We start from the raw sequence: 22,458 nt of genomic DNA, 5'->3' as shown, positions 1-22,458 counted from the left end.
ATGTCACTTTCTGATCCTTTGGGTGATCTCCTCACCCGGATCCGCAATGCCCAGCGTGCGCGTCACGCGGCATGCGTCGCACCGGCGTCAAAGCTGCGTGCAAACGTACTCGAGGCGCTGCGCCGCGAGGGGTATATCCGTGGTTTTTCCAAGGAAGAACTGCGCAAGGGTGTGTCCCAGCTGCGTATCGAGCTGAAGTATCTTGATGGCGAGCCCGTGATCAAGGAAATCCACCGCGTTTCCAAGCCGGGACGTCGCGTGTATTCCAAGATCAAGGAACTGCCGCGTGTGTATGCCGGGCTGGGCGTGTCGATCCTGTCGACCCCGCGTGGCGTGCTGTCGGATGGGGAAGCCCGCGCTGCCAATGTTGGCGGCGAAGTTCTCTGCCGCGTATTCTAAGGAGGGATGAATGTCGAGAGTTGGCAAATATCCCGTCGAGATTACGTCGGGAGTCCAGGTTTCCATCGCTGATGGTGTGCTGACGGCCAAGGGCAAGCTCGGTGAGCTGAAGCTGCCCCTGTCGCATCACATCGAAGCCGAAGTCGCGGATGGCAAGGTTTCGGTCAAGCCGGTCGGCACGCAGGCGCAGGCCCGCATGATGTGGGGCACGACGCGTTCCCTGATCGCCAGCATGGTCAAGGGGGTGTCCGAAGGGTTCTCCAAGACGCTGGAAATCAGTGGCACGGGTTACCGCGCTGCGGTTCAGGGCAAGAACCTTGTCATGAACCTCGGGTATTCGCACGATATCGTGTATGAGATCCCGGCCGGTATCAAGATCACGACCCCGCGTCCGACCGCTGTGACCGTCGAGGGTATCGACAAGCAGCGTGTTGGCCAGGTTGCGCTTGATATCCGCAGCTTCCGCAAGCCCGAGCCCTACAAGGGCAAAGGTGTCCGTTATGAAACGGAGACCATCCGTCGCAAGGAAGGTAAGAAGAAATAATGAGCGCGCAGCAGGATCTGCGGGAGCGGCGTCGTCAGCGTCTTCGCTTCCAGCTTCGCCGCAAGAGTGGCGGACGGCCGCGCCTTTCGGTGTTCCGGTCGGGCAAGAATATTTACGCGCAGGTGATCGACGATGTCGCCGGCCGCACACTGGCCGCAGCGTCTTCCATCGAGAAGGACCTGCGTACCTCGCTCAAGAGCGGTGCGGACGTGGCGGCAGCCGGTGCCGTTGGCAAGCTGCTTGCCGAACGCGCGGTTGCGGCGGGTGTGTCGAAGGTCGTGTTCGATCGCGGCTCGTATCTGTATCATGGGCGTATCAAAGCCCTGGCGGAGGCTGCCCGTGAGGGCGGTCTCTCGTTCTGACGAAAGGGTCACGCACAATGGCACGTGAACCGAGAGAAGGCGGCCGGGGCGGCCGCGATCGTGATCGCGAAGGCGATGACCTCGTTGACAAGCTGGTCACGATCAATCGTGTTGCAAAGGTGGTCAAGGGCGGTCGCCGCTTCGCTTTCGCCGCACTGGTTGTCGTCGGTGACCAGAAGGGTCGCGTTGGGTTCGGTGCGGGCAAGGCCCGCGAAGTCCCCGAGGCGATCCGCAAGGCGACCGACCGCGCCAAGCGCGCGATGATCCGCGTCCCCATGAAGGAAGGGCGTACCCTTCATCATGACGTGGCGGGTCATTTCGGCGCTGGTAAGGTGGTGCTGCGTTCGGCTGACGCCGGCACGGGCATCATCGCCGGTGGTCCGATGCGCGCAGTGTTCGAAAGCCTGGGCATCAATGATGTCGTGGCGAAGTCGCTGGGCACCCGGAACCCGCACAACATGGTCAAGGCGACCTTTGCCGCCCTGGAACGCTGCGCAAGCCCGCGTTCGGTTGCAAACCGCCGTGGCAAGAAGGTTTCCGATATCCTTGGTCGCCGTGAGGTGACGGCATCGGCGGAGGCTGCTGCAGATGTCTGAGGCAAAGGGAACCATCAAGATCACCCAGATCCAGTCTGGCAACGGGCGCAAGCCGGGTCAGCAGGCTACGCTGATCGGTCTGGGACTGAACAAGATCGGCCGTACGCGTGAACTGGAGGATACACCTTCGGTCCGCGGCATGGTGCGCAAGGTCGCCCACCTTGTGAAGGTGGAGAATTGAGATGAATCTCAACGAACTTCGCGATAACGAAGGTGCCCGCTACCGCAAGAAGCGTCTGGGGCGTGGCATCGGCTCTGGCAAGGGCAAGACCTCGGGGAAGGGCGTCAAGGGTCAGAAGGCCCGTTCCGGCGTGTCCCTGAACGGCTTTGAAGGTGGTCAGCTTCCGCTGTACCGCCGCCTGCCCAAGCGTGGATTCAAGAACATCTTCCGCAAGGAATTTGCCATCGTGAATCTCGACGTGCTGGACAAGGCGATCGAAGCCGGCAAGATCGATGCCAAGACCCCGGTCACCGAAGACGTCCTGCGCACTGCAGGGCTGGTGACGCAGACGGGTGTCGCGGGTGTCCGCCTGCTGGGCAACGGTGAACTTCATCATGGCGTGACCATCGAAGTTTCCGGGGCATCCGCCGGTGCCATTGCCGCGGTCGAAAAGGCCGGCGGCAAGGTGCAGGTCAAGGAAAAGGCCGCCAAGGCGGTTGCCGCTCCTGCGAAATGACTGGATGGGGGACTGTTCCATCTCCCCCAGGCCAGAATAATGAAAGCGATGCGTCTTGCACTGTGCAGGCGCATCGCTTTATTATTTTAAACAGGTTTTTATCATGACAGCGTCCCGCTTTATGTGGTGACGCTGTTCTTGTGAAAGGATGGGCGCATGGCCTCCGCGGCCGAACAGCTGGCTGCCAATCTGAATTTCAATTCTTTTGCCAACGCAACGGAATTGAAAAAGCGTATCTGGTTCACTCTGGGCGCGCTGATCGTTTATCGGATTGGCACCTATATTCCGGTTCCTGGCGTCGATGCGACGGTCATGGGGCAACTGCTGGCCCGGCATCAGGGTGGTATCCTGGGCATGTTCGACATGTTCACGGGTGGTGCGCTCGGGCGCATGACCGTGTTCGCGCTGAATATCATGCCCTACATCAGTGCATCCATCATCGTGCAGCTGATGTCGGCAGCAATTCCGTCGCTTGAGGCTCTCAAGAAAGAGGGTGAGGGCGGACGCCGCAAGCTGAATGAATATACGCGCTATCTGACGGTCGCGATCGCGCTGTTCCAGGCGTATGGAATCGCCATCGGGCTGGAGAACATGCATACCGAGGCTGGATCGGCCGTCATCTCGCCCGGCATGTTCTTCATTGTCTCGTGCGTGCTGACGCTGGTGGGTGGCACGATGTTCCTGATGTGGCTGGGTGAACAGATCACGTCGCGTGGGGTGGGGAACGGGATTTCCCTCATCATCTTCGCGGGTATCGTCGCCAACCTGCCCAATGCGCTGGCAAGCCTGTTCCAGCTTGGCTACACGGGCGCGCTTTCGCCATTCTTCGTGCTGGTATTCCTGGTCCTTGCGGCCATTACGATCGCGTTCATCGTGTTCATGGAACTGGCGCAGCGGCGGGTGGTGATCCAGTATCCCAAGCGCCAGGTGGGGCAGCGGATGTTTGGTGGCGACTCCACGCACATGCCGCTGAAGGTGAATACCGCGGGTTCGATTCCGCCGATCTTCGCCTCGTCCGTGCTGCTGATTCCCGTGACCATCGCGGGCTTCATGAACAACAGTTCCCTGCCGGGGTGGCTGTCGTTCCTGGGGCAGTCGCTGGGGCAGGGGCAACCGCTCTACATGCTGTTCTATGCCGCGATGATCGTGTTCTTCTCCTATTTCTATGCCGCGGTGACGTTCAACCCGCAGGAAACGGCGGAGAACCTGCGCAAGCAGGGGGGCTTTGTCCCCGGTATCCGGCCGGGTGCGAATACGGCGGTCTTCTTTGACCGGATCCTGACACGCATCACGACAATCGGGGCGATGTATCTGGTGGCGGTGTGCCTGCTGCCGCAGATCCTCATCAGTCACTACAACGTGCCGTTCTATTTCGGCGGGACCAGCCTCATCATTATCGTGACGGTGACGATTGATACGGTCACGCAGATCCAGTCCCATCTCGTGGCGCACCAGTATCAGGGACTCATGCGCAAGGCGCGTGGCAGGAAGGGTAAATTCCGGTGAACATCATTTTTCTTGGGCCGCCGGGCGCGGGGAAGGGCACGCAGTCGAAACTGCTGGAGGCCCATTATGGAATCGCACAGATTTCCACGGGCGACATGCTGCGCGCGGAAGTCGCGGCAGGCAGTCCGCTGGGCCTGAAGGTGAAAAGCATCATGGCGTCGGGGCAACTGGTCCCCGATGACCTGATCATCGCCCTGATTGAAGCGCGGATCGACCGCCCGGACTGCGCCAAGGGGTTCATCCTTGATGGCTTCCCCCGGACCCGGGCACAGGCGGAAGCGCTCGATTCCATGCTGAAGAAGACCGGCCGCCACATTGACCTGGTCCTGCTGCTGGATGTGGACGAGGATGCGCTGGCCGACCGTATTGCGGGGCGGTTCACCTGCGCCAAGTGTGGCGAGGGCTATAACGACCTGTACAAGCGGCCCAAGGTCGAGGGCACATGTGATGTCTGTGGCGGGCACGAATTCGTGCGGCGTGAGGATGATCGCAGGGAAACCGTGGCGGCGCGCCTGAAGGCGTATCGTGAGCAGACCGCGCCGATCCTGCCTTACTATGAGCAGCACGGACGCCTGTGCCATATCGATGGCATGGCGGATATCGACGATGTGACGAAGCAGGTCTTCGCTGCCGTCGATGGTATCACGAAAAAGTGATGCAGAATAATTGACTTGGATGGGCTGGCGGGTATATTCCGCGCCCTCAAGGTATGAGTGCTGCGTGAGTCGTTGACCGGCTGCGCGGCACTGGTATGACCAACTGGAATTGATGATGGGGTTGGCCGGCGTCTGTCCGGTATGTTCACGACGCTGCGGGGTGTAACCCGGTGGCGTGAAGCAGCCCTGCCGAAATGTTAGTGCCCGTCGTGGACGGGCGGACGAGGAGTAAGTGGCGTGGCGCGTATTGCCGGCGTGAACATCCCAACGAACAAGCGGGTAACGATTGCCCTGCGTTATATCTATGGTATCGGGGCGACGAAGGCCCAGACGATCTGCGACAAGCTTTCGATCCCTGCCGAGCGTCGCGTGAACGAGCTGTCCGATGACGAGATCGTCAAGATCCGCGAACTGATCGACAATGATTATCGCGTCGAAGGCGACCTGCGTCGCGAAGTCGCGATGAACATCAAGCGCCTGATGGACCTTGGCTGCTATCGCGGCCTTCGCCATCGTCGCGGCCTGCCGGTTCATGGCCAGCGGACACATACCAACGCCCGTACCCGCAAGGGCAAGGCTGTTGCGATCGCAGGCAAGAAGAAGGCGGCCCGCTAAAACGGGCACCCTGACCTGCATGGACCGGACCGGCCCCGCGCGGGCCGTTGCGGCCGTGCCCAATGAACTGACAGGATCGAGAAGATTATGGCGAAAGCTGCGGCACCGCGTATTCGCAAGAAAGAGCGGAAGAATATCATTTCCGGGGTGGCACACGTTCTGTCCACCTTCAACAACACGATGATCACCATCTCCGATGCGCAGGGCAATGCGATTGCATGGTCTTCCGCCGGTGCGCAGGGGTTCAAGGGTTCGCGCAAGTCGACCCCGTATGCCGCTCAGGTCGCCGCCGAGGATGCCGGCCGCAAGGCGCGTGAACATGGCATGGAAACCCTCGAGATCGAGGTTTCGGGCCCTGGTTCGGGGCGTGAAAGCGCCCTGCGTGCCCTGCAGGCGGTTGGTTTCTCCATCACGGCGATCCGTGACATGACGCCGGTTCCCCACAACGGATGCCGTCCGCGCAAGCGTCGCCGCGTCTGATCCGGGAACTCGAATTCGCTTCCTCCTGTCCCGCTTCGCGGCGGGCAGGGGGATCTGATTGTCATCAGGCACCCGGTGTGGGTGCCATCTGTTGTCTTGAGTGACGGCAGATCAGTCTTGAAAGGCCATTACCTTGGTCCTCCAGAAAAACTGGCAATCCCTGATCAAGCCGGAAAAACTGGAAGTCGAACCGGGGGCAGAACCGTCGCGCACGGCGACTGTCGTTGCGGAACCGCTGGAACGTGGTTTTGGCATGACGCTCGGCAATGCGATCCGTCGTGTTCTGCTGTCCTCCCTGCAGGGGGCTGCGGTTACGGCAATCCAGATTGACGGCGTTCTGCACGAGTTCTCTTCCGTTGCGGGTGTGCGCGAGGATGTCACCGACATCGTCCTGAACATCAAGCAGCTCGCCCTGCGGATGCATGGCGAAGGCCCCAAGCGCATGGTCCTGACCGCCACCGGTCCGGGTGAAGTGCGCGCAGGCCAGATCCAGACCGGCCATGACATCGAGGTGATGAACCCCGATCTCGTGATCTGCACGCTTGATGAGGGCGTGAAGTTCGGGATGGAATTCACGGTCAACATGGGCAAGGGGTATGTTCCCGCTGCGGCCAACCGGCCCGAGGACGCACCGATCGGCCTTATCCCCATCGATGCGATCTACTCCCCGGTGCGTCGCGTTTCCTACAAGGTCGAACAGACCCGCGTGGGACAGGTGACGGATTATGACCGCCTGCTGCTGACGGTGGAAACCAACGGTGCGGTGACGCCCGAAGATGCGGTGGCCTTGGCCGCGCGCATCCTTCAGGACCAGCTGCAGCTGTTCATCAACTTTGACGAACCGCGCGCCGTCCGTACCGAGGAACCGCAGGACGACCTGCCGTTCAACCGCAACCTTCTGCGCAAGGTTGATGAGCTTGAACTGTCGGTCCGTAGTGCGAACTGCCTGAAGAACGACAACATCGTCTATATTGGCGATCTGGTTCAGAAGACCGAGCAGGAAATGCTCCGTACCCCGAATTTCGGGCGGAAGTCTCTGAACGAAATCAAGGAAGTCCTGACCGCCATGGGGCTTTCGCTGGGTATGAACGTTCCGGCATGGCCGCCGGAGAACATTGAAGATCTGGCCAAGAGGCTCGACGAGCCGTTCTGATCCTCTGAACCGGAAAGACAGGAAGACTACATCATGCGTCACGGTGTTGCTGGCCGGAAGCTCGGCGTTACCTCGTCCCATCGACAGGCCATGTTTCGGAACATGGCTGTCGCCCTGATCAAGCACGAACAGATCACGACCACCCTGCCCAAGGCAAAGGAACTGCGTCCGGTCGTCGAGAAGCTGATCACCCTCGGCAAGCGGGGCAACCTGCATGCCCGTCGGCAGGCCTTTGCGCAGCTTCGTGACGATGTGATCGTGACCAAGCTGTTCTCGGCCGTGGCTGAACGCTACAAGACCCGCTCGGGCGGATATACCCGCGTCCTGCGCGCCGGTATGCGCCATGGCGATGCGGCCGACATGGCCGTGATCGAACTGGTCGATCGCGACGTGACGGCCAAGGGGAAGGATAGCGGTCCGCGTCCGACCACCGAAGCGAAGGAAGACCTCGCGGCCTGATCGCTGCGGGATTATCCTGGAAAAGCCCGGCTCCGGCCGGGCTTTTTTTATGCCATGTGCGGGTAAGTACCATATTATGCGCTGTCTCAGGTTTATTTCCTGATTCAGATCGTCTAATGAATGGCGGTATAAATTAATAACGATTAAGTTCCGGTAATTTTTCGGGAATGCGCGCGATGGCACGGTCTATATTTTCACGTTTCGGGACGTATGTTTTTGCGGCGGTCATGGCCCTGTGCACGCAGGCACATGCGGCCCCGACGGTGCGCGTGGGCTACATTCCCGTTCTGGGGTCTGCGCCGCTGTTTGTCATGGATGGCGAACACTGGCTGAAGGATGCGGGGATCGACATGCAGTTGATCCGCTTCCAGTCCGGGCCGCAGGCGATCCAGGCGCTCGCGGCGGGGAAGATCGACGCCTATGTGGCGGGTGTGCTGCCGCTGTTGCAGGCGCGCGCGCATGGGGTGAACGTGAAGGTGGTCGCCAGCGCGGCGATCGAGGAGCTTGAGGTCATGGCGCGCGGCCCGCTGGCCGAGGGCCTGCCCGAGACGCCGTCCCAGCCGATCGAGGGCGCGGCGCTGAAGCAGCGGTTTGACGATTTCGCCCGTACCAGCGGCCGCAAGGCGAAGATCGGGGCGCAGCCGCTCGGCTCAGTACCGGATTCGATGCTGCGCTACTGGCTGAAGGCGCGCAACGACCTCGACCCGGCGCAGACGGCGGATATCGTGGGCGTTGACCTCGATGCGGAACAGCAGGCCTTCCTTGCCGGCGCCGTGGATGCGGCGGTGCTGCGTGAACCGACGCTTACACTGGTGCGCCATCGCCTGCCGCAGGCGCGTATCCTTGCCACCGGTCACGACATGATGCCGGGCCAGCCGGGATCGGTCCTTGCCATCCTGAACGAGGACGCGCCGGACCGCGCGGCGTGGAAGGACAGGTTCCTCGCGGCGTTCGTGCGTGCGACCGACCTGCTGTCGCATTCACCGGACGAGGCCGTGCCCTATGTGCGTGGCGCGCTGGCGGGCGGGATGCTGCCCGTGGCGATCGTGCAGGAGTCGCTGCGTGCTTCGGCCTCGCATTACGTGTCCGATCCGGCCAGCATCGTCGAATCCGTGACCAAACTGCAGGATTTCGAGGTCCAGAGCGGCCTTCTGCATGCGCCGCAGCCGGTTGCGGACCTGTTTGACCTGGAAAGCTACCGGCGTCTGGGCAAATGAAGCCTGACAGCAAATCACTGACCCGCCTCGGTCTGGGCGTCATTGGCCTTGTGGTGCTGTTTGGCGTGTGGGAAGCCGCCGTGCGCCTGGGCTGGGTGCCGGCGGGACTGCTGCCCGCCCCGTCCTCGCTGGGGCCGGCGTGGCTGGAGGAGGTCCGCAACGGCGCATGGCAGGCGGCCATCCGTGACAGCCTGACGCATTACCTCCTTGGCCTTGTGATCGGCACCGTGCTGGGGGCGCTGGTCGGACTGCTGTGCGGTGCGGTCGGGGTGCTTGATGCGCTGCTGGCCGGCGTGGTGCGGGTGCTGCGCCCCATCCCCGGACTGGCATGGGTTCCGTTCGCGATCCTGTGGTTCGGGCTGAATACCGCAGGGGCGACATTCGTCATCGCGATTTCGGTCTTCTGGATCAATTTCTATGCCGCCTATGGCGCGGTGCAGTCGATCGACCCCGACCTGTATGAGGTCGCGGCCGCCTTTGGCCATGGCGGCTTTTTCGGGCGGCTGACGAAGGTCGTGCTGCCTGCTTCCGCACCGGGACTGCTGGCGGGGCTGCGCACGGGGCTGGGGCAGGCATGGATGTCGGTCGTGGCAGCCGAACTGTTTGGCGTGCCGGGGATCGGTGCGCGCATGATGCAGGCCTCGAGCCTTCTGGCGACGGACCTGGTGGTGGTCTATATGCTGACAATGGCGCTTTTGTATGCACTGACGGACATGCTGTTCATGGTGGTGCGCAGGCGTCTTCTGGGATGGCAGGGATAGGTATGGACATGGCGATGCCCGAAACCGGGGCCCGGACCGGGGGCGAGAGCGATACGACGATGGTCCGCCTGTCCAATATCGGTCTGTCGCATGACAGGGGCAGAAGCTTCATCCTGCGTGGGGTGGACCTGAGCATCGGCAAGGGCCAGTTCGTGGCGCTGCTGGGGCCGTCGGGGGTCGGGAAGTCCACCCTGCTGCGTGTCATCATGGGCCTGACGCCACCAAGCGAGGGGACCGTCACGCTGACGGCGCCGGCATCGCCACTGGGGCGGTCCACCGCGCTGGTATTCCAGGATGCGAAGCTGATGCCGTGGCGCACGGTGCGGCAGAACGTGGAACTGGGGCTGGAGGGAATCGGCCTGTCACGGGCCGAGCGCCATGCCCGCGCGATGGCGTCTCTGGAACTGGTGGGGCTGGCGGACAAGGCCGATCGCTGGCCGCGGCAGTTGTCCGGGGGACAGCGGCAGCGTGTCGGCGTGGCGCGTGCCCTGACGGTGGAACCCGACCTGCTGCTGATGGATGAACCCTTTGGCGCGCTCGACGCGATCACGCGCAGCAGCCTTCAGGATGAACTGCTGCGGATCTGGGCGCAGACGCACAAGACGGTCCTGTTCGTCACCCATGATATTGACGAGGCCCTGATCCTTGCGGACCGGATTATCGTCCTGTCAGGGCATCCGGCCTCGGTGCGGGGGGACTTCATGGTGGGGCCGCGCCCGCGTGACCGTGCCGCCCCTGCGACGCAGGCGCTGGTCGAACGGCTGAAGGCGCTGATTGCGGGCGAACCCGATCCAGGCGAGCGTCCCGCATACTGGCAGGCATCGGAAATCTGAATCCTGCCGTCATGATGGACAGCACGCCCTCTCCCCGACATGATGGGGCGTACATGACCGGGCCATGGGGCAGGGGCGTCGTCGCGTGACGCCCGCTGCCATGTGGGGCACCGGCAAGGGAGTAACTGGAATGAATGAATTCGAAGCGCAACTGGAAGAAGGCGTCGGCCGCCTGCAGGACGACATTGACGGCTGGGCCGCGGGCGCCCCGCGTGTGGGCGGTGCAAAGGGACTGGGCGGTGTGTGCGACACGGTGCGCGACCTGACGGCGGATCGCCCGCTCTTCGCCCTGCTGGGCGCGTCATTCGCGGCGTTTGTCGCAACATGGCTGTGGCGGCGTCGCTGAGCGGCGTCAGGTGCCGTGGGGGCATGGGTGATGTGCGGGCAACCCCGCCGTGTCATGCCGCGTTCAGGAATGACATGAAGAAGCGGGATTTTGCATCATGCTGAAACTGGCGTTGTTTTTCCTGGTGGTCTCGCTGGTCGCCGGGATATTCGGGTTCAGCGGCATTTCCGCCGTTTCGGCGGGGATGGCCAAGGTCCTGCTCTTTATCGCGATCCTGGGGTTTACCATCGTGGTGGTGCTGTGCGTCATGCTGGCCCTCACGCTGTTCAGGTAACCCCCCTTCTTCCTTTGGGGAAGGCGACACCACCAGAAGGCTCCCGGCATGCGCCGGGGGCCTTTTTTACTGGTTTTTGTCCTTCTGGATGAAGGCGGGCAGGAACGGGTTGTCCTTCTGCAGGGACCCCTTCGTCGGCAGGCGGGAGACATCCCAGCCACCGCCAAGGGCTTCGACAAGGTTCACGCTGTCCACCACGCGCTGCTGCTGGATGGACAGCACGTTTTCCGCGTCACTCAGGGCCGAGGTCTCGTTGGTGATGACGGTGGTGTAGATCGCGGTCCCGGCCTTGTACTGGTTCAGCGCGACTTCCACCGAACGGTTGGCGAATTCCAGCGCCTTCTGCTGCTGTTCCTGCTCCTGCGCAAGGATGCGCAGGTTCGACAGGCTGTCTTCCGTCGACTGCAGCGCCGTCAGCACCGTCTGGCGGTAGGTGGCGACCGCATTGTCATACTGGGCATTTGCCTCATGCACGGCGGCGGTGCGCGACCCGCCGGAGAACAGCGTCTCCGTCGCGGCGGCGCCAAGCGACCAGATGCGGTTGGCCGCGTTCATCAGCGACGTGACCGGGTCGCCGCCACTCTGCTCGAAACTGGCATTGATGGTGATGTCGGGGAAGAACGCGGCCATGTCCGCCCCGATCTGGGCATTGTACTGCTCCATCGTGCGTTCGGCGGCGGCAATGTCCGGGCGACGCTGCAGCAGGTCGGCCGGGACCGTCACCGGGATGGGCGGGATGGTGCGTGTCAGTTCGCCCGGCGTGATGGTCACGTCGGCGGGCGGCTTGCCGATCAGCACGGCAATCGCATGTTCGTACTGCGCACGCGCGACGCCGGTCTGCACCAGGGCGGCGCGGTTCTGCTCCAGCGTGGTGCGCGCCTGCAGCACGGCGGTGGGGTCGGCCGTGCCCGCGTCATACTGGTTCTGCGTGATCTGCAGTGCCTGTTCATTGAACTGGACATAGCGTTGCAGCAGGTCGTGCAGGGAATCCTGGTAACGCAGGTTGAAATACGCCGTCGCCAACTGCGCCTGATAGGACAGGGTGGCGTTGGCAAGGTCGGCGGCGCTGGCCTGTGCCGCGGTCACCTGCTCCTGGATCTGGCGGCGGATCTTGCCCCAGATATCAAGGTCCCAGCTGGCGGACGGGCCGATGTCATAGGTGTTGTACTGGCTCTTGCCATACAGTGAACTGCCGCTGGAGGACAGCGATCCCGACCCGTGCGCATTGCGGTTGAAGCCGAGGCTGCCGCTGATGGTGGGGAAAAGCTGCGCGCGCACGCTGTCGATCAGCGCGCGTGCGTTGCGGTAGTTCGCCTCGTATTCCTTGATGTTCTGGTTCGATAGCGCGACCTGGGATTCCAGTTCGTTGAGCACCGGGTCGTTATAGATCGTCCACCAGTTCTGCTTGGGCAGGCTGGCCATCTGCGGGGCGGCGAGTTCCCATCCCGGCGCGGGCTGCAGTTCCTTGAACCGGGCGGAGACGATGGCCGAGGGACGGTGGTATTTCGGCCCGACCATGCACCCGCCCAGCAGGACGGCAGGCAGCGCCAGCGACACGATCCGCGCCAGCGCGCGTCGCGCCCGCGCCCTGTTGCGGGGAAGGATGGCACGAGGTGGCGGGCAGGTGCGCGGTAATGGCCTGGAATATGTCATCCGGGTCAGGAATCCTGTTTGGAAAGGTTGGGGCGCGAGGATGAAATACCGGAGGTCAGCCGACGATAACGCTCCCGGCATGATGCGCCAAGGCGGTCGAGGTAAAGATAGACAACCGGCGTGGTATAGAGCGTCAGCGCCTGGCTGACGAGCAGGCCGCCGACGATGGCGATGCCCAGCGGCCGGCGCAGTTCGGAACCATACCCATGGCCAAAGATCAGCGGCAGCGCGCCAAGGGCGGCGGCAAACGTGGTCATCATGATGGGGCGGAAGCGCATCAGGCAGGCCGTGCGGATCGCGTCATGCGGCGTCATGCCGTCCTCGCGCTCTGCCGTGATGGCGAAATCCACCAGCATGATGGCGTTTTTCTTCACGATCCCGATCAGCAGGATCACCCCGATCATCGCGATCAGGGAAAATTCCTCCCCGAACACCTGTAGCGCCAGCAGCGCCCCCACGCCGGCCGATGGCAGCGTGGACAGGATCGTGAAGGGATGGACATAGCTTTCATACAGGATGCCCAGCGTCATATAGACGGCAGCCAGCGCCGCAAGGATCAGCAGCGGTTCGTTGTTGACCGACTTCTGGAACTGCGCGGCATTCCCCGCGAAGCTGCCCTGGATGTTGGAGGGGATGTGCAGGCGGACCATCTCCTCGTTCATGATCTGCACCGCCTGGCTGAGCGAGGCGCCATTGGCGAGGTTGAACGAGACGGTGGTCGCCACCGACTGCCCCTGGTGATTGACGCTGAGCGCGGTCAGCACCGGCTTTGGCGTCGAGACCAGCGTGAGCGGCACCATCGTTTCCGAATTGGTCGAGACGGCGGAGCCGGAGGACGTGCTGCTGCCGCCAGCCAGCGTATTGGCGATCTGGTTGCGGAAGGACTGCGAACTCAGCGCGGATTCCGTCGTGCTGGCGGTCGAACTGACGCGGATGGTGTTCGACACGGTCCCGCCGCCGGCACTGCCGCCCGCGACACTGACCCAGACCTGCTTGAGGGTCGTGGGGTCCTGCCAGAAGCGCGGCTGGACCTCCATCACCACACGATACTGGTTGAGCGGGTTGTAGATGACCGATGCCGCGCGCTGCCCATAGGCGTCGAACAGCGTGTTGGAGATCAGCTGCGGGGTGATGTTGACGCGGCTTGACGTATCGCGGTCGATCGAAACCTGTAGCGCCTCGCCGCCCTGCTGCACGTCAGACGAGATGTCCGTCAGTTCATGGTGGCGTTGCAGCGCGGCGACCAGGCGGGGCGTCCATTCATACAGGTCGGCCGAGGAATCGGACTGTAGCGAATACTGGTAGGCCGCGTTGCTCTGCCGCCCGCCGATCCGCAGCGTGCCCGGCGCCGTGGCATAGAACCGCGCGCCGACCATGTTGCGCAGGCGGCGGTTGATCCGCGCGATGGTCGTGGCAGGCGTGTCGTTGCGTTCCGACTTGTCCTTGAGGATGACGAACAGGTTGGCCTGGTTGGATGACCCGCGCCCGCCCATGAACCCCATCACGCGGGAGACGTCGCGGTCGGCCATGATGGCTTTCTGCACCGTGTCGATCTTGCCCTGCATCGCCTGGAACGAAATCGACTGGTCCCCCATCAGGCGCCCCATCAGCATGCCCGTGTCGGATTCCGGGAACAGGCCCTTTGGCATCTTCATGAACAGCGCGGCCATCAGGATGACCGTCAGCGGCAGCGACATGACCGTCAGGCGCCGGTGCGCCAGCGCGATGTCCAGCGTGCGGGCATAGAACTGCTGCAATCCCACCAGCGCACTTTCGAGCAGGCGCGATATCCGCCCCAGCACGCCTTTCGTGGGGGGCTGCTCCCCTTCACGCGACAGCACGCGCGCCGTGATCATCGGCGTCAGTGTCAGCGACAGGACCATGGAAATCACGATCGTGATCGACATGGTCATCGCGAATTCGTGGAACAGGCGTCCCGCCACCCCCGCCAGCAGCAGGATCGGCAGGAACACCGCGATCAGCGAGACCGTGATGGACAGGACCGTAAACGCGACCTCCTGCGCGCCCAGCAGCGTCGCCTGCAGGCGGCCCATCCCGCCCTCCAGGTGGCGGCTGATGTTTTCCACCACCACGATCGCGTCATCGACGACAAACCCGGTGGAGACCGTCAGCGCCATGAGCGAGAGGTTGTCGAGGGAGTAGCCAAGGAATTTCATCGCGGCGAAGGTTGCGATGATGGAGGTCGGTACGACGATGGCCGGCACGATGGTGATCCGCCACGACCGCAGGAACACCAGCACCACCAACACCACCAGCACCACCGACATGACCAGCGTGAACTGCGTATCCTCCAGCGCCGCGCGGATGGTGGTGGAACGGTCCATCATGTTCGACAGGGTCACGTCCGCGGGCAGGGCGGTGCGCAGGGCGGGGATTTCCGCGCGGATCTGGTCATTGGTGCGGATGATGTTCGCCCCGGCCTGGGCAAAGATGATCGCAAGGACGGCATGTTCGCGATTGACGTAACCCGCATTGCGCACGTCCTCCACCCCGTCCACGACATAGGCCACGTCGGCAAGGCGCACCGGGCGGCTGTCGTGATAGGCGACGATCAGGTCGCGATAGGCCTGCGCGTTGTGCACCTGGTCATTGGTCGCCAGCGTGTAGCGGTAATTGCCATGGTCGATGAAGCCCTTGGGCGTGTGCGCGTTGGCCGATGCCAGGGCGGCGCGCACGTCCTCGAACCCGATGCCGAATTTGTACAGCGCCAGCGGGTTCATCTCCACCCGCACGGCCGGCAGCGAACTGCCCCCGACCTCGACCTCGCCCACGCCGCTGATCTGCGAGAGGTGCTGCTGCAGCACGTTGGAGGCAAGGTCGTAAAGCTGCGGCGCGGTGCGTGTCTTTGACGTCAGCGCCAGGATCATGATCGGCGCCCCGTTGGGGTTGGCCTTGAAATAGCTGGGATTCTGCCGCAGCGACGTCGGCAGGTCCGCATGCGCGGCCTGCAGCGCGGCCTCCACGTCGCGTGCCGCGCCATTGATGTCGCGCGACAGGGAAAACTGCAGCGTGATGCGCGCCTGGTTCGCCGTGGACTGCGACGTCATTTCCGTCAGGTCCGCGATCTGCCCCAGATGGCGTTCAAGCGGGGCGGCGACGGAACTGGCGATTTCCTCCGGCGTGCCGCCGGCCTGCCGCGCCTGGACCTGGATGACGGGGAAATCCACGTTCGGCAGGTCCGCCACCGGCAGGGTCAGGTATCCGATCACCCCGCCGATCAGCAGCGCGACAGTCAGCAGGGTGGTTGCGACCGGTCGCCTGACAAACAGGGCAATCGGATTCACGAGGGCGCCTGCGTCGGGTCGGTGGTGCGCGCGGGGGTGTCGTCATCCATGGCGAAACGCCGGCGCAGGCGCAGGCTGATGCGGTCCATGAACAGGTAGATGACCGGCGTGGTGAACAGCGTCAGCAACTGGCTGACCAGCAGGCCCCCCACGATGGCAATGCCCAGCGGGCGGCGCAGTTCGGAACCCGTGCCTGTGCCGATCACCATCGGGACCGCGCCCAGCATCGCCGCCAGCGTCGTCATCAGGATGGGACGGAACCGCAGCAGGGCGGCATGGCGGATCGAATGCAGCGGCGACATGCCCTCGACCCGTTCGGCCTCCAGCGCGAAGTCGATCATCATGATGGCGTTTTTCTTGACGATGCCGATCAGCAGGACCAGCCCGATGATCCCCATGATGTCCAGCCCAGATCCCGTAAGCAGCAGCGCAAGCAGCGCGCCGATCCCCGCCGACGGCAGGGTGGACAGGATGGTGATGGGATGGATGAAGCTTTCATACAGGATGCCCAGCACGATATAGACCGCCGCCAGTGCCGCCAGCACCAGCCAGACCTCGTTCGACAGGGAGTTGCGGAACGCCGCCGCCGTGCCCTGGAATGACGTCTGGAAGGTGGAGGGCAGGTGGATGTCATGCTCCGCCCGTTCGATCGCGTCCGTCGCGCTGCCCAGCGAGTAGCCCGGCGTGACGTTGAAGGAGATCGTCGTCGCCGGGAACTGTCCCACATGCGTGATCAGCAGCGGGGCCGTGTCCTGCGTAACGGAGGTGACGGAGGCCATCGGCACCAGCCCCGACGTAGGCGAACGGGTCGGGCCGGAGGTGCTTTCCCCCGAATTGCCGCTGATGCCCGGCAGGTACATCTGGTCCAGCGAGGTCAGGCTGGTCTGGAAGCGGGGATCGGCCTCCAGGATCACGCGGTACTGGTTGGACTGCGTGAAGATGGTGGAAATCTGCCGCTGCCCGAAGGAATCATACAGCACGTTGTCGATCGTCTGTGGCGTGATCGAGTACCGCGCGCCCGTGGTGCGGTCCAGCGTCACATGCGCCACCAGTCCGGCGGCCTGCAGGTCGGACGTCACATCCGACAGGGCCGGTTCCTTCCGCAGGCGGTCGAGGAATTTCGGCACCCAGTTTGTGAACTGGTTGTAGTCGGGGTTTTCCAGCAGGAACTGGTACTGCGTCGCGGCGACGGAGGTATCGAGCGACAGGTCCTGCACCGGCTGCAAATACAGGCTGGCCCCCGCGATGTCGGCGGTTTCACGCTGGATGCGGCTGGCGATCGTGGTGGCATTGTCGTGGCGCCTGTCCTGCGGGCGCAGGTTGATGAGGAACCGGCCCTGGTTCAGGGTCACGTTCTGCCCGTCCACGCCCACGAACGACGACAGGCTGACGACGTCGGGGTCCTTGAGGATACGCGCGGCAAGCTCCTGCTGGTGGCGTTTCATCGCGTCAAACGATGTGGACTGCGCCATGACCGAAATGCCCTGGATGACGCCCGTGTCCTGCGTGGGGAAGAAGCCCTTGGGGATGATGACCGCCAGCACGCCCGTCAGGCCCAGGGTTGCGACAAAGATCGCCAGCATCAGACGCTGGTGACGCAGCACCACGTCCAGCCCGCGCCCATAGGCGGCGATGGTGGCGACCATCGCGCGCTCCACATGCACGGCCCAGGCGGCCTCCTTGCGGTTCTCGCGCTTTTCGGACAGCAGGCGCGCGCACATCATCGGCACGAGCGTCAGCGATACCACCGCCGACAGGATGATCGTGACCGCCAGCGTGACCGCGAATTCGTGGAACAGGCGTCCCACCACGTCGCCCATGAACAGCAGCGGGATCAGCACCGCGATCAGTGAGACGGTGAGCGAGATGATGGTGAAGCCGATTTCCCCGGCCCCCTTCAGCGCCGCGGTCATGCGGTCATCGCCCATTTCGATGTAGCGGGCGATGTTCTCGATCATGACGATGGCGTCATCGACGACAAACCCCGTCGCGATCGTCAGCGACATCAGCGACAGGTTGTCGAGCGAGAAGCCCAGCAGGTACATCGCCGCCAGCGTCCCCACCAGCGACAGCGGGACCGACAGGCTGGGGATGATGGTCGCGGGCACGTTGCGCAGGAAGACGAAGATGACCCCCACCACCAGGAACAGCGCAAGGCAGAGTTCGAACTCCACGTCCTCCACCGACGCGCGGATCGTCGTGGTGCGGTCCGTCAGCGGCGTGATGGTGATGCCCGGCGGCAGCGACTGCTGCAGGTGGGGCAGGGCGTACTTGATGTTGTCCACCACGGCGATGACGTTCGCGCCGGGCTGGCGCTGCACGTTGAGCACGAGGGCGGGCGTCGTGTTCGCCCATGCCGCAAGTTCCGTGTTCTCCGGCCCGATCACGACGCTGGCCACGTCACGGATGCGCACCGGCCCGTTGTTCTGGTAGGCGATGACCTGGTTGAGCAGTTCGTCCACGCCCGAAATCTGCCCGTCGATGCGCAGGGTGGTCGCGCGCTGCGGGCCGTCGAACGTGCCGGTGGGGGAGTTGACGTTCACGTTGCCGATCGTCGTGCGCAGCGTATCGAGGTCGATGCCGAAGGACGTCAGCTTGGGGATGTTGACCCGCACGCGGATCGCCTTGCGGTTGCCGCCCGACAGGCTGACAAGGCCCACGCCCGAAATCTGGCTGATCTTCTGCGCCAGCCGGGTGTCAATGTAATCCTCCACCTCCGTCAGCGGCATGGTCTTCGACGTGATGCCCAGCGTCAGGACAGGCGTGTCGGCGGGATTGACCTTGGCATAGACCGGCGGCGCGGGCAGGTCGGTCGGCAGCAGCGAATTGGCCTGGTTGATCGCCGCCTGCACCTCCTGCTCCGCGATGTCCATCGTCATCGTCAGGCCAAAGCGCAGCGTGATGACCGACGCCCCGCCAGAGGACTGCGACGTCATCTGGTCCAGCCCCGACATTTCCCCGAACTGTGTCTCCAGCGGCGCGGTGACGGAGGTCGCCATCACGTCCGGACTGGCCCCCGGATAGAAGGTCTGCACCGTGATGGTCGGGTATTCGACTTCCGGCAGGGCGGAGACAGGCAGGAAGTGATAGCCGAGCATCCCCGCCAGCATGATGGCAAGCATCAGCAGGGTGGTCGCGACCGGGCGCTGGATGAACAGGCGGGAGGGATTCACGCGGACATCTCCGTCAGGGGCGGGGCGATGGGCAGGGACGCGACGGTGTCAGTCGCGGGCGCTGTCGGGATCATCCCTGTTTTGACGCGGGCGTCTGCGATGCGGGTGCGGCATCGGCGGGGGCAGCCGTCGTGGCCGTTTCGGCCGGGATGCTGACCTTGATGCCGCTGCGCAGGTGATCGACGCCGTCGGTCACGACGGTTTCGCCATCCTTCAGGCCGGAGGTCACGACCGTCATGCTGTCATTGGCGTGCCCGGTCTTCACGTCACGGATGTCGACGGTATGGTCGGCCTTGACGACATAGACGAACTGCCCGTTGGGGCCGGTCTGCAGCGCATTGGTCGGCACCAGCAGCACGCCATGTTCCGTCGTGACCATCAGGTGCGCGTTGACGAACTGGTTGGGGAACAGCGTCTCCTCGTTGTTGGGGAAGATGGCGCGCATGCGCACCGTCCCGGTCGAGGTGTCGATCTGGCTGTCGAGCACGCTGACCTGCCCGTCGGCGATCTTGTGTTCGTTGCTGCTATCCCATGCCTCCACCGCCAGCGCGTTGCCCGCGTGCAGGCGTTCGGCCACGGGACCGATGTCATTTTCCGGCAGGGTGAAGATGACGGAAATCGGCTGCATCTGCGTCAGGATGACCAGGCCGTTCGTCTGCCCTGCCGTGATGTAGTTGCCGGCATCGACCTGGCGGATGCCCACGCGGCCATCCACCGGGGCGATGATGTGGCAGTACTGGATCTGGAGCTTTTCATTGTCCACCAGCGCCTGGTCCGCCTTGACCGTGCCCTCGTACTGCTCGACGAGGAACTGCTGGTCCTTCGCCGTCATGGCGGCGACGCTGTTCTGCCGGATAAGGGTCTGGTAGCGCGCATTATCCACCCGCGCCTTCTGCAACTGCGCCACGTCCTGCGCCAGCTGCCCCTCGTACTGCGCGAGCAGCACGTCATAGGGGCGCGTGTCGATCAGGGCCAGCAGGTCGCCCTTGTGGACATGCTGCCCCTCGGTAAAGAGGACCTGCATCAGGTAGCCATCGATGCGCGACTGCACCGTGACGTTGGTGATGGGCACGACCGTGCCGAGTTCCGTCAGGACGAACGGCATGTCGCCCGCATGCACGGTGGCGACAGCCACGGGCTGGGGCGTGCCGTTTGCATCGTGCTTCTTGCCGCCGCCGCCATGCGGGCGCAGGAACGCCACCGCAAGCATGACGGCAAGTGCCCCCACGCCCCCCCATACGAGGAGGCGCCTGCGCCTGGGGGGGGGATTGGGCCTGCTGCTGGTGGGGGAAGGGGATGACGGGGACTGGTTTGGGGTATCCATGTTCAGGTCAGTTTTCCACCACGGGTTGCATCATATAAAGCTGGAGGAGCAGGCCGTTCGCCAGGGCGCGCGCGCGGACATGGTCGGTTCAGGATAACGTCCAGGGGACTGGGGTATAAAGTATTGGAATGTAACGTCTCGATAAGGGTCATTTTCGTTATAAAGATGAATGTTTCAGTGTCGATTTAATTTTTGTTATAATTTGGGGGTGTTGCGTTTCGTGTTTGCGTGTGCCCGCTGATTTCAGCCCCCGCGCGTGGCGACAGCCGCGCCAGCAGGATGGATGCCGGCGCGGCCAGTATGCCCATCGTCACGAACGCCGCGCTGAACGTGCTTGCCGTGGGGTCTCCCGTCGCGGGGGTGCTGAAGGCCATGCGGCTGAGGGAGAGCACGCCCGCCGAGACGCAGATGCCCAGCGACAGGCTCATCTGCTGCGCCGTGGAATAGAAGCTGGTCGCCGCACTCATGCGCTGTGTCGGCATGTCGGCATAGGCGATGGTGTTGTATCCGGTGAACTGCAGCGCCTGCGACATGCCCAGCAGCAGCATCATCACCACCAGGATCCACAATGGCCAGTCCGCCCCGACCATCGCGAGGAAGAGGCATGCGGCAGGCAGAACCGCGCCATTGAGCGCAAGGATGTTGCGAAAGCCCCATTGCCGGTACACCCGCACCGCCAGCACCCGCACCAGCAGCGCGCCAAGGGGGGCGACAAATGTCAGCGCGCCGCTGGAGGCCGCGCTGAGGCCGAATTCCAGTTGCAGGAAGGATGGCAGCAGGAACCCGATCGCCCCCGTCGCAAGGCGGGAGAACAGCCCCGCGCAGACGGAGACGCGAAACGTCATGACCCGCCACAGTGACAGGTCCAGCACGGGATGGGCGACATGGCGCGCATGGCGGGCGTAGGCCACCAGGCCGAGGAGGCCGGCCCCGCACAGGACGAGCATCTCCGGCAGGGAGATCTGCCCGTGGCTTGACAGTTCGATCCCCAGCATCAGCGCGGCAAGGCCCGCGCCGGACAGCGCGGTGCCGCGCAGGTCGAACGGGACGATTTCGGGCGCGCGGACCTGCGGGATGAAAATGCGCGTCAGCACGATGGCCGCAAGCCCGACGGGCATGTTGATATAGAAGATCCAGCGCCATGACAGGTAGGTCGTCAGCACGCCGCCGACCACCGGCCCGATCATCGGCCCGAGCGTGGCGGGCAGCATCATCCAGAACATCACCCCGATCAGCGCGGATTTCGGGACGTTCTGCAGGATGACCAGTCGTCCCACCGGCACCATCATCGCCCCGCCCATGCCCTGGAGCATGCGCGCGGCGGCAAGCGGCCACAGGCCGGGGGCGACGCTGCACAGCAGCGATCCCGCCATGAAGACGGCAATCGCGCACTGCAGGACGCGCCGCCCGCCAAAACGGTCCGCCATCGGGCCGGAGGCGGGAATGAAGATCGCAAGGCTGAGCATGTAGGATGTCAGTGCGACGGCGGTCTGCGCCACATCGACGCCAAAGGTCCGCGCCATGGTCGGCAGCGCGGTGGTCAGGACCGTGCCGTCCATCTGTTCCATGAACAGCATGCTGGCGACGATCATGGCGACAGTACGCCGCCGCGATGGCGGGATCGCGCACGAAGGTGGGGGCTGGGTCGTTGGCATGACGGTCGGCAATCAACGCATTATCGTGCAAGATAGGCAATAGCCGAAGGGAACGTGCTTTCCGGCGACGCGTTGAATCTTGGAAACACACACAGACACATTCAGGAGCATTGAACATGTCCGACAACAAGAGTGAAGCACTTGAAAACAAGGCAGAAGGCCTGGTGGAGCAGGGCGTGGGCCGCGTCAAGGACGCAGCAGGCGGCCTGACGGGGGATGCGCGCCTGCAGGCGGAAGGGAAGGTCGATCAACTGTCCGGCATGGCGCGGGAGGAATTCGCCGAACTTTATGAGGAAACCGAAGGCAAGCTGGAGAAGGCCGTGACGTTCGTGCGCGAACGCCCGCTGACGTCGCTGGGCATCGCCGCGGCCATCGGGACGCTGCTTGCGCTGCTGTTTGTTCCCCGCCGCAAAGGCTGAGGAAAGCCATCGAGTCGCTTTTTTTTCATTTTAAGGGACTCGTTGATTCCA

23 protein-coding genes are annotated in these 22,458 nt (G+C 63.6%); 18 read left to right on the top strand and 5 right to left on the bottom strand.

Going from position 1 to position 22,458, the window contains the following annotated elements:
• From rpsH to KMAL_RS04645, 17 genes are all read left to right on the top strand, one after another.
• Positions 1 to 399 carry a 30S ribosomal protein S8 gene (rpsH, locus tag KMAL_RS04725; protein ID WP_110094609.1) on the top strand — a complete coding sequence of 133 codons (399 nt, stop codon included), beginning with the start codon at positions 1 to 3 and terminating at the stop codon, positions 397 to 399.
• A gap of 10 nt (positions 400 to 409) precedes the next feature.
• Positions 410 to 943: a 50S ribosomal protein L6 gene (gene rplF / locus KMAL_RS04720; RefSeq protein WP_110094608.1), complete on the top strand. Its 534-nt coding sequence runs from the start codon at positions 410 to 412 to the stop codon at positions 941 to 943.
• Positions 943 to 1,305, top strand: a complete 363-nt coding sequence (gene rplR / locus KMAL_RS04715) for a 50S ribosomal protein L18 (RefSeq protein WP_110094607.1) — start codon at positions 943 to 945, stop codon at positions 1,303 to 1,305. Before rplF ends, rplR begins: the two co-directional genes overlap by 1 nt.
• A gap of 17 nt (positions 1,306 to 1,322) precedes the next feature.
• Complete coding sequence (gene rpsE / locus KMAL_RS04710) at positions 1,323 to 1,901, top strand: 30S ribosomal protein S5 (RefSeq protein WP_110094606.1); 579 nt, start codon at positions 1,323 to 1,325, stop codon at positions 1,899 to 1,901.
• A complete protein-coding gene (rpmD, locus tag KMAL_RS04705; protein ID WP_110094605.1) occupies positions 1,894 to 2,082 on the top strand; it encodes a 50S ribosomal protein L30 in 189 nt (62 codons plus the stop codon). Before rpsE ends, rpmD begins: the two co-directional genes overlap by 8 nt.
• A gap of 1 nt (position 2,083) precedes the next feature.
• The gene (gene rplO / locus KMAL_RS04700; protein WP_110094604.1) at positions 2,084 to 2,578 is read left to right on the top strand and encodes a 50S ribosomal protein L15; all 495 of its coding nucleotides are present in this window, start codon (positions 2,084 to 2,086) and stop codon (positions 2,576 to 2,578) included.
• 156 nt (positions 2,579 to 2,734) lie between these two features.
• On the top strand, positions 2,735 to 4,084 hold the full coding sequence (gene secY / locus KMAL_RS04695) for a preprotein translocase subunit SecY (protein WP_110094603.1): 1,350 nt from the start codon (positions 2,735 to 2,737) through the stop codon (positions 4,082 to 4,084).
• On the top strand, positions 4,081 to 4,740 hold the full coding sequence (locus KMAL_RS04690; protein ID WP_110094602.1) for an adenylate kinase: 660 nt from the start codon (positions 4,081 to 4,083) through the stop codon (positions 4,738 to 4,740). Before secY ends, KMAL_RS04690 begins: the two co-directional genes overlap by 4 nt.
• 237 nt (positions 4,741 to 4,977) lie before the next feature.
• The gene (rpsM, locus tag KMAL_RS04685) at positions 4,978 to 5,355 is read left to right on the top strand and encodes a 30S ribosomal protein S13 (RefSeq protein ID WP_110094601.1); all 378 of its coding nucleotides are present in this window, start codon (positions 4,978 to 4,980) and stop codon (positions 5,353 to 5,355) included.
• An 87-nt stretch (positions 5,356 to 5,442) separates the two neighbouring features.
• Positions 5,443 to 5,835, top strand: a complete 393-nt coding sequence (gene rpsK / locus KMAL_RS04680) for a 30S ribosomal protein S11 (RefSeq protein WP_003621069.1) — start codon at positions 5,443 to 5,445, stop codon at positions 5,833 to 5,835.
• Positions 5,836 to 5,968: 133 nt separating this feature from the next.
• Complete coding sequence (locus KMAL_RS04675) at positions 5,969 to 6,988, top strand: DNA-directed RNA polymerase subunit alpha (RefSeq protein ID WP_110094600.1); 1,020 nt, start codon at positions 5,969 to 5,971, stop codon at positions 6,986 to 6,988.
• 33 nt (positions 6,989 to 7,021) lie between these two features.
• Positions 7,022 to 7,447 carry a 50S ribosomal protein L17 gene (rplQ, locus tag KMAL_RS04670; protein ID WP_110094599.1) on the top strand — a complete coding sequence of 142 codons (426 nt, stop codon included), beginning with the start codon at positions 7,022 to 7,024 and terminating at the stop codon, positions 7,445 to 7,447.
• A gap of 176 nt (positions 7,448 to 7,623) precedes the next feature.
• Positions 7,624 to 8,664, top strand: coding sequence for an ABC transporter substrate-binding protein (locus KMAL_RS04665; RefSeq protein ID WP_167400055.1), 1,041 nt, complete (start codon positions 7,624 to 7,626; stop codon positions 8,662 to 8,664).
• Entirely contained in the window at positions 8,661 to 9,425 is a 765-nt protein-coding gene (locus KMAL_RS04660) for an ABC transporter permease (protein ID WP_110094598.1), read from the top strand. Before KMAL_RS04665 ends, KMAL_RS04660 begins: the two co-directional genes overlap by 4 nt.
• Positions 9,426 to 9,427: 2 nt before the next feature.
• A complete protein-coding gene (locus KMAL_RS04655; protein ID WP_180999740.1) occupies positions 9,428 to 10,258 on the top strand; it encodes an ABC transporter ATP-binding protein in 831 nt (276 codons plus the stop codon).
• A 130-nt stretch (positions 10,259 to 10,388) separates the two neighbouring features.
• Positions 10,389 to 10,604, top strand: a complete 216-nt coding sequence (locus KMAL_RS04650) for a hypothetical protein (RefSeq protein WP_110094597.1) — start codon at positions 10,389 to 10,391, stop codon at positions 10,602 to 10,604.
• 97 nt (positions 10,605 to 10,701) lie between these two features.
• A complete protein-coding gene (locus tag KMAL_RS04645) occupies positions 10,702 to 10,878 on the top strand; it encodes a DUF1328 domain-containing protein (protein WP_110094596.1) in 177 nt (58 codons plus the stop codon).
• Between the two features lie 66 nt (positions 10,879 to 10,944).
• On the opposite strand, the gene KMAL_RS04640 is transcribed toward KMAL_RS04645, so the two are convergent.
• The 5 genes from KMAL_RS04640 to KMAL_RS04620 form a co-directional block, all read right to left on the bottom strand.
• Positions 10,945 to 12,531 carry an efflux transporter outer membrane subunit gene (locus tag KMAL_RS04640; protein WP_110094595.1) on the bottom strand — a complete coding sequence of 529 codons (1,587 nt, stop codon included), beginning with the start codon at positions 12,529 to 12,531 and terminating at the stop codon, positions 10,945 to 10,947.
• 5 nt (positions 12,532 to 12,536) lie between these two features.
• Positions 12,537 to 15,836, bottom strand: coding sequence for an efflux RND transporter permease subunit (locus tag KMAL_RS04635; protein ID WP_110094594.1), 3,300 nt, complete (start codon positions 15,834 to 15,836; stop codon positions 12,537 to 12,539).
• Positions 15,833 to 19,009: an efflux RND transporter permease subunit gene (locus tag KMAL_RS04630; RefSeq protein ID WP_110094593.1), complete on the bottom strand. Its 3,177-nt coding sequence runs from the start codon at positions 19,007 to 19,009 to the stop codon at positions 15,833 to 15,835. The genes KMAL_RS04635 and KMAL_RS04630 overlap by 4 nt, the downstream gene beginning before the upstream one ends.
• A 70-nt stretch (positions 19,010 to 19,079) precedes the next feature.
• Positions 19,080 to 20,333: an MdtA/MuxA family multidrug efflux RND transporter periplasmic adaptor subunit gene (locus KMAL_RS04625; protein ID WP_110094592.1), complete on the bottom strand. Its 1,254-nt coding sequence runs from the start codon at positions 20,331 to 20,333 to the stop codon at positions 19,080 to 19,082.
• 185 nt (positions 20,334 to 20,518) lie between these two features.
• Positions 20,519 to 21,988, bottom strand: a complete 1,470-nt coding sequence (locus tag KMAL_RS04620) for an MFS transporter (RefSeq protein ID WP_110094591.1) — start codon at positions 21,986 to 21,988, stop codon at positions 20,519 to 20,521.
• A gap of 116 nt (positions 21,989 to 22,104) precedes the next feature.
• Between KMAL_RS04620 and KMAL_RS04615 the strand changes: the two genes are divergently transcribed.
• Complete coding sequence (locus KMAL_RS04615) at positions 22,105 to 22,407, top strand: CsbD family protein (protein ID WP_110094590.1); 303 nt, start codon at positions 22,105 to 22,107, stop codon at positions 22,405 to 22,407.
• Positions 22,408 to 22,458: the final 51 nt, after the last annotated feature.

Origin of the sequence: Novacetimonas maltaceti (genome assembly GCF_002906255.1) — a bacterium.
In the GTDB taxonomy this organism is placed as follows: Bacteria; Pseudomonadota; Alphaproteobacteria; order Acetobacterales; family Acetobacteraceae; genus Novacetimonas; species Novacetimonas maltaceti.
This window is presented reverse-complemented; position numbering and strand designations above follow the sequence as displayed.

Coding starts and splice junctions, on each gene's coding strand:
- rpsH (WP_110094609.1), top strand. CDS start 1: ATGTCACTTTCTGATCCTTTGGGTGATCTCCTCACCCGGATCCGCAAT.
- rplF (WP_110094608.1), top strand. CDS start 410: ATGTCGAGAGTTGGCAAATATCCCGTCGAGATTACGTCGGGAGTCCAG.
- rplR (WP_110094607.1), top strand. CDS start 943: ATGAGCGCGCAGCAGGATCTGCGGGAGCGGCGTCGTCAGCGTCTTCGC.
- rpsE (WP_110094606.1), top strand. CDS start 1,323: ATGGCACGTGAACCGAGAGAAGGCGGCCGGGGCGGCCGCGATCGTGAT.
- rpmD (WP_110094605.1), top strand. CDS start 1,894: ATGTCTGAGGCAAAGGGAACCATCAAGATCACCCAGATCCAGTCTGGC.
- rplO (WP_110094604.1), top strand. CDS start 2,084: ATGAATCTCAACGAACTTCGCGATAACGAAGGTGCCCGCTACCGCAAG.
- secY (WP_110094603.1), top strand. CDS start 2,735: ATGGCCTCCGCGGCCGAACAGCTGGCTGCCAATCTGAATTTCAATTCT.
- rpsK (WP_003621069.1), top strand. CDS start 5,443: ATGGCGAAAGCTGCGGCACCGCGTATTCGCAAGAAAGAGCGGAAGAAT.
- rplQ (WP_110094599.1), top strand. CDS start 7,022: ATGCGTCACGGTGTTGCTGGCCGGAAGCTCGGCGTTACCTCGTCCCAT.
- KMAL_RS04665 (WP_167400055.1), top strand. CDS start 7,624: ATGGCACGGTCTATATTTTCACGTTTCGGGACGTATGTTTTTGCGGCG.
- KMAL_RS04660 (WP_110094598.1), top strand. CDS start 8,661: ATGAAGCCTGACAGCAAATCACTGACCCGCCTCGGTCTGGGCGTCATT.
- KMAL_RS04655 (WP_180999740.1), top strand. CDS start 9,428: ATGGACATGGCGATGCCCGAAACCGGGGCCCGGACCGGGGGCGAGAGC.
- KMAL_RS04650 (WP_110094597.1), top strand. CDS start 10,389: ATGAATGAATTCGAAGCGCAACTGGAAGAAGGCGTCGGCCGCCTGCAG.
- KMAL_RS04645 (WP_110094596.1), top strand. CDS start 10,702: ATGCTGAAACTGGCGTTGTTTTTCCTGGTGGTCTCGCTGGTCGCCGGG.
- KMAL_RS04640 (WP_110094595.1), bottom strand. CDS start 12,531: ATGACATATTCCAGGCCATTACCGCGCACCTGCCCGCCACCTCGTGCC.
- KMAL_RS04625 (WP_110094592.1), bottom strand. CDS start 20,333: ATGGATACCCCAAACCAGTCCCCGTCATCCCCTTCCCCCACCAGCAGC.
- KMAL_RS04620 (WP_110094591.1), bottom strand. CDS start 21,988: ATGCCAACGACCCAGCCCCCACCTTCGTGCGCGATCCCGCCATCGCGG.
- KMAL_RS04615 (WP_110094590.1), top strand. CDS start 22,105: ATGTCCGACAACAAGAGTGAAGCACTTGAAAACAAGGCAGAAGGCCTG.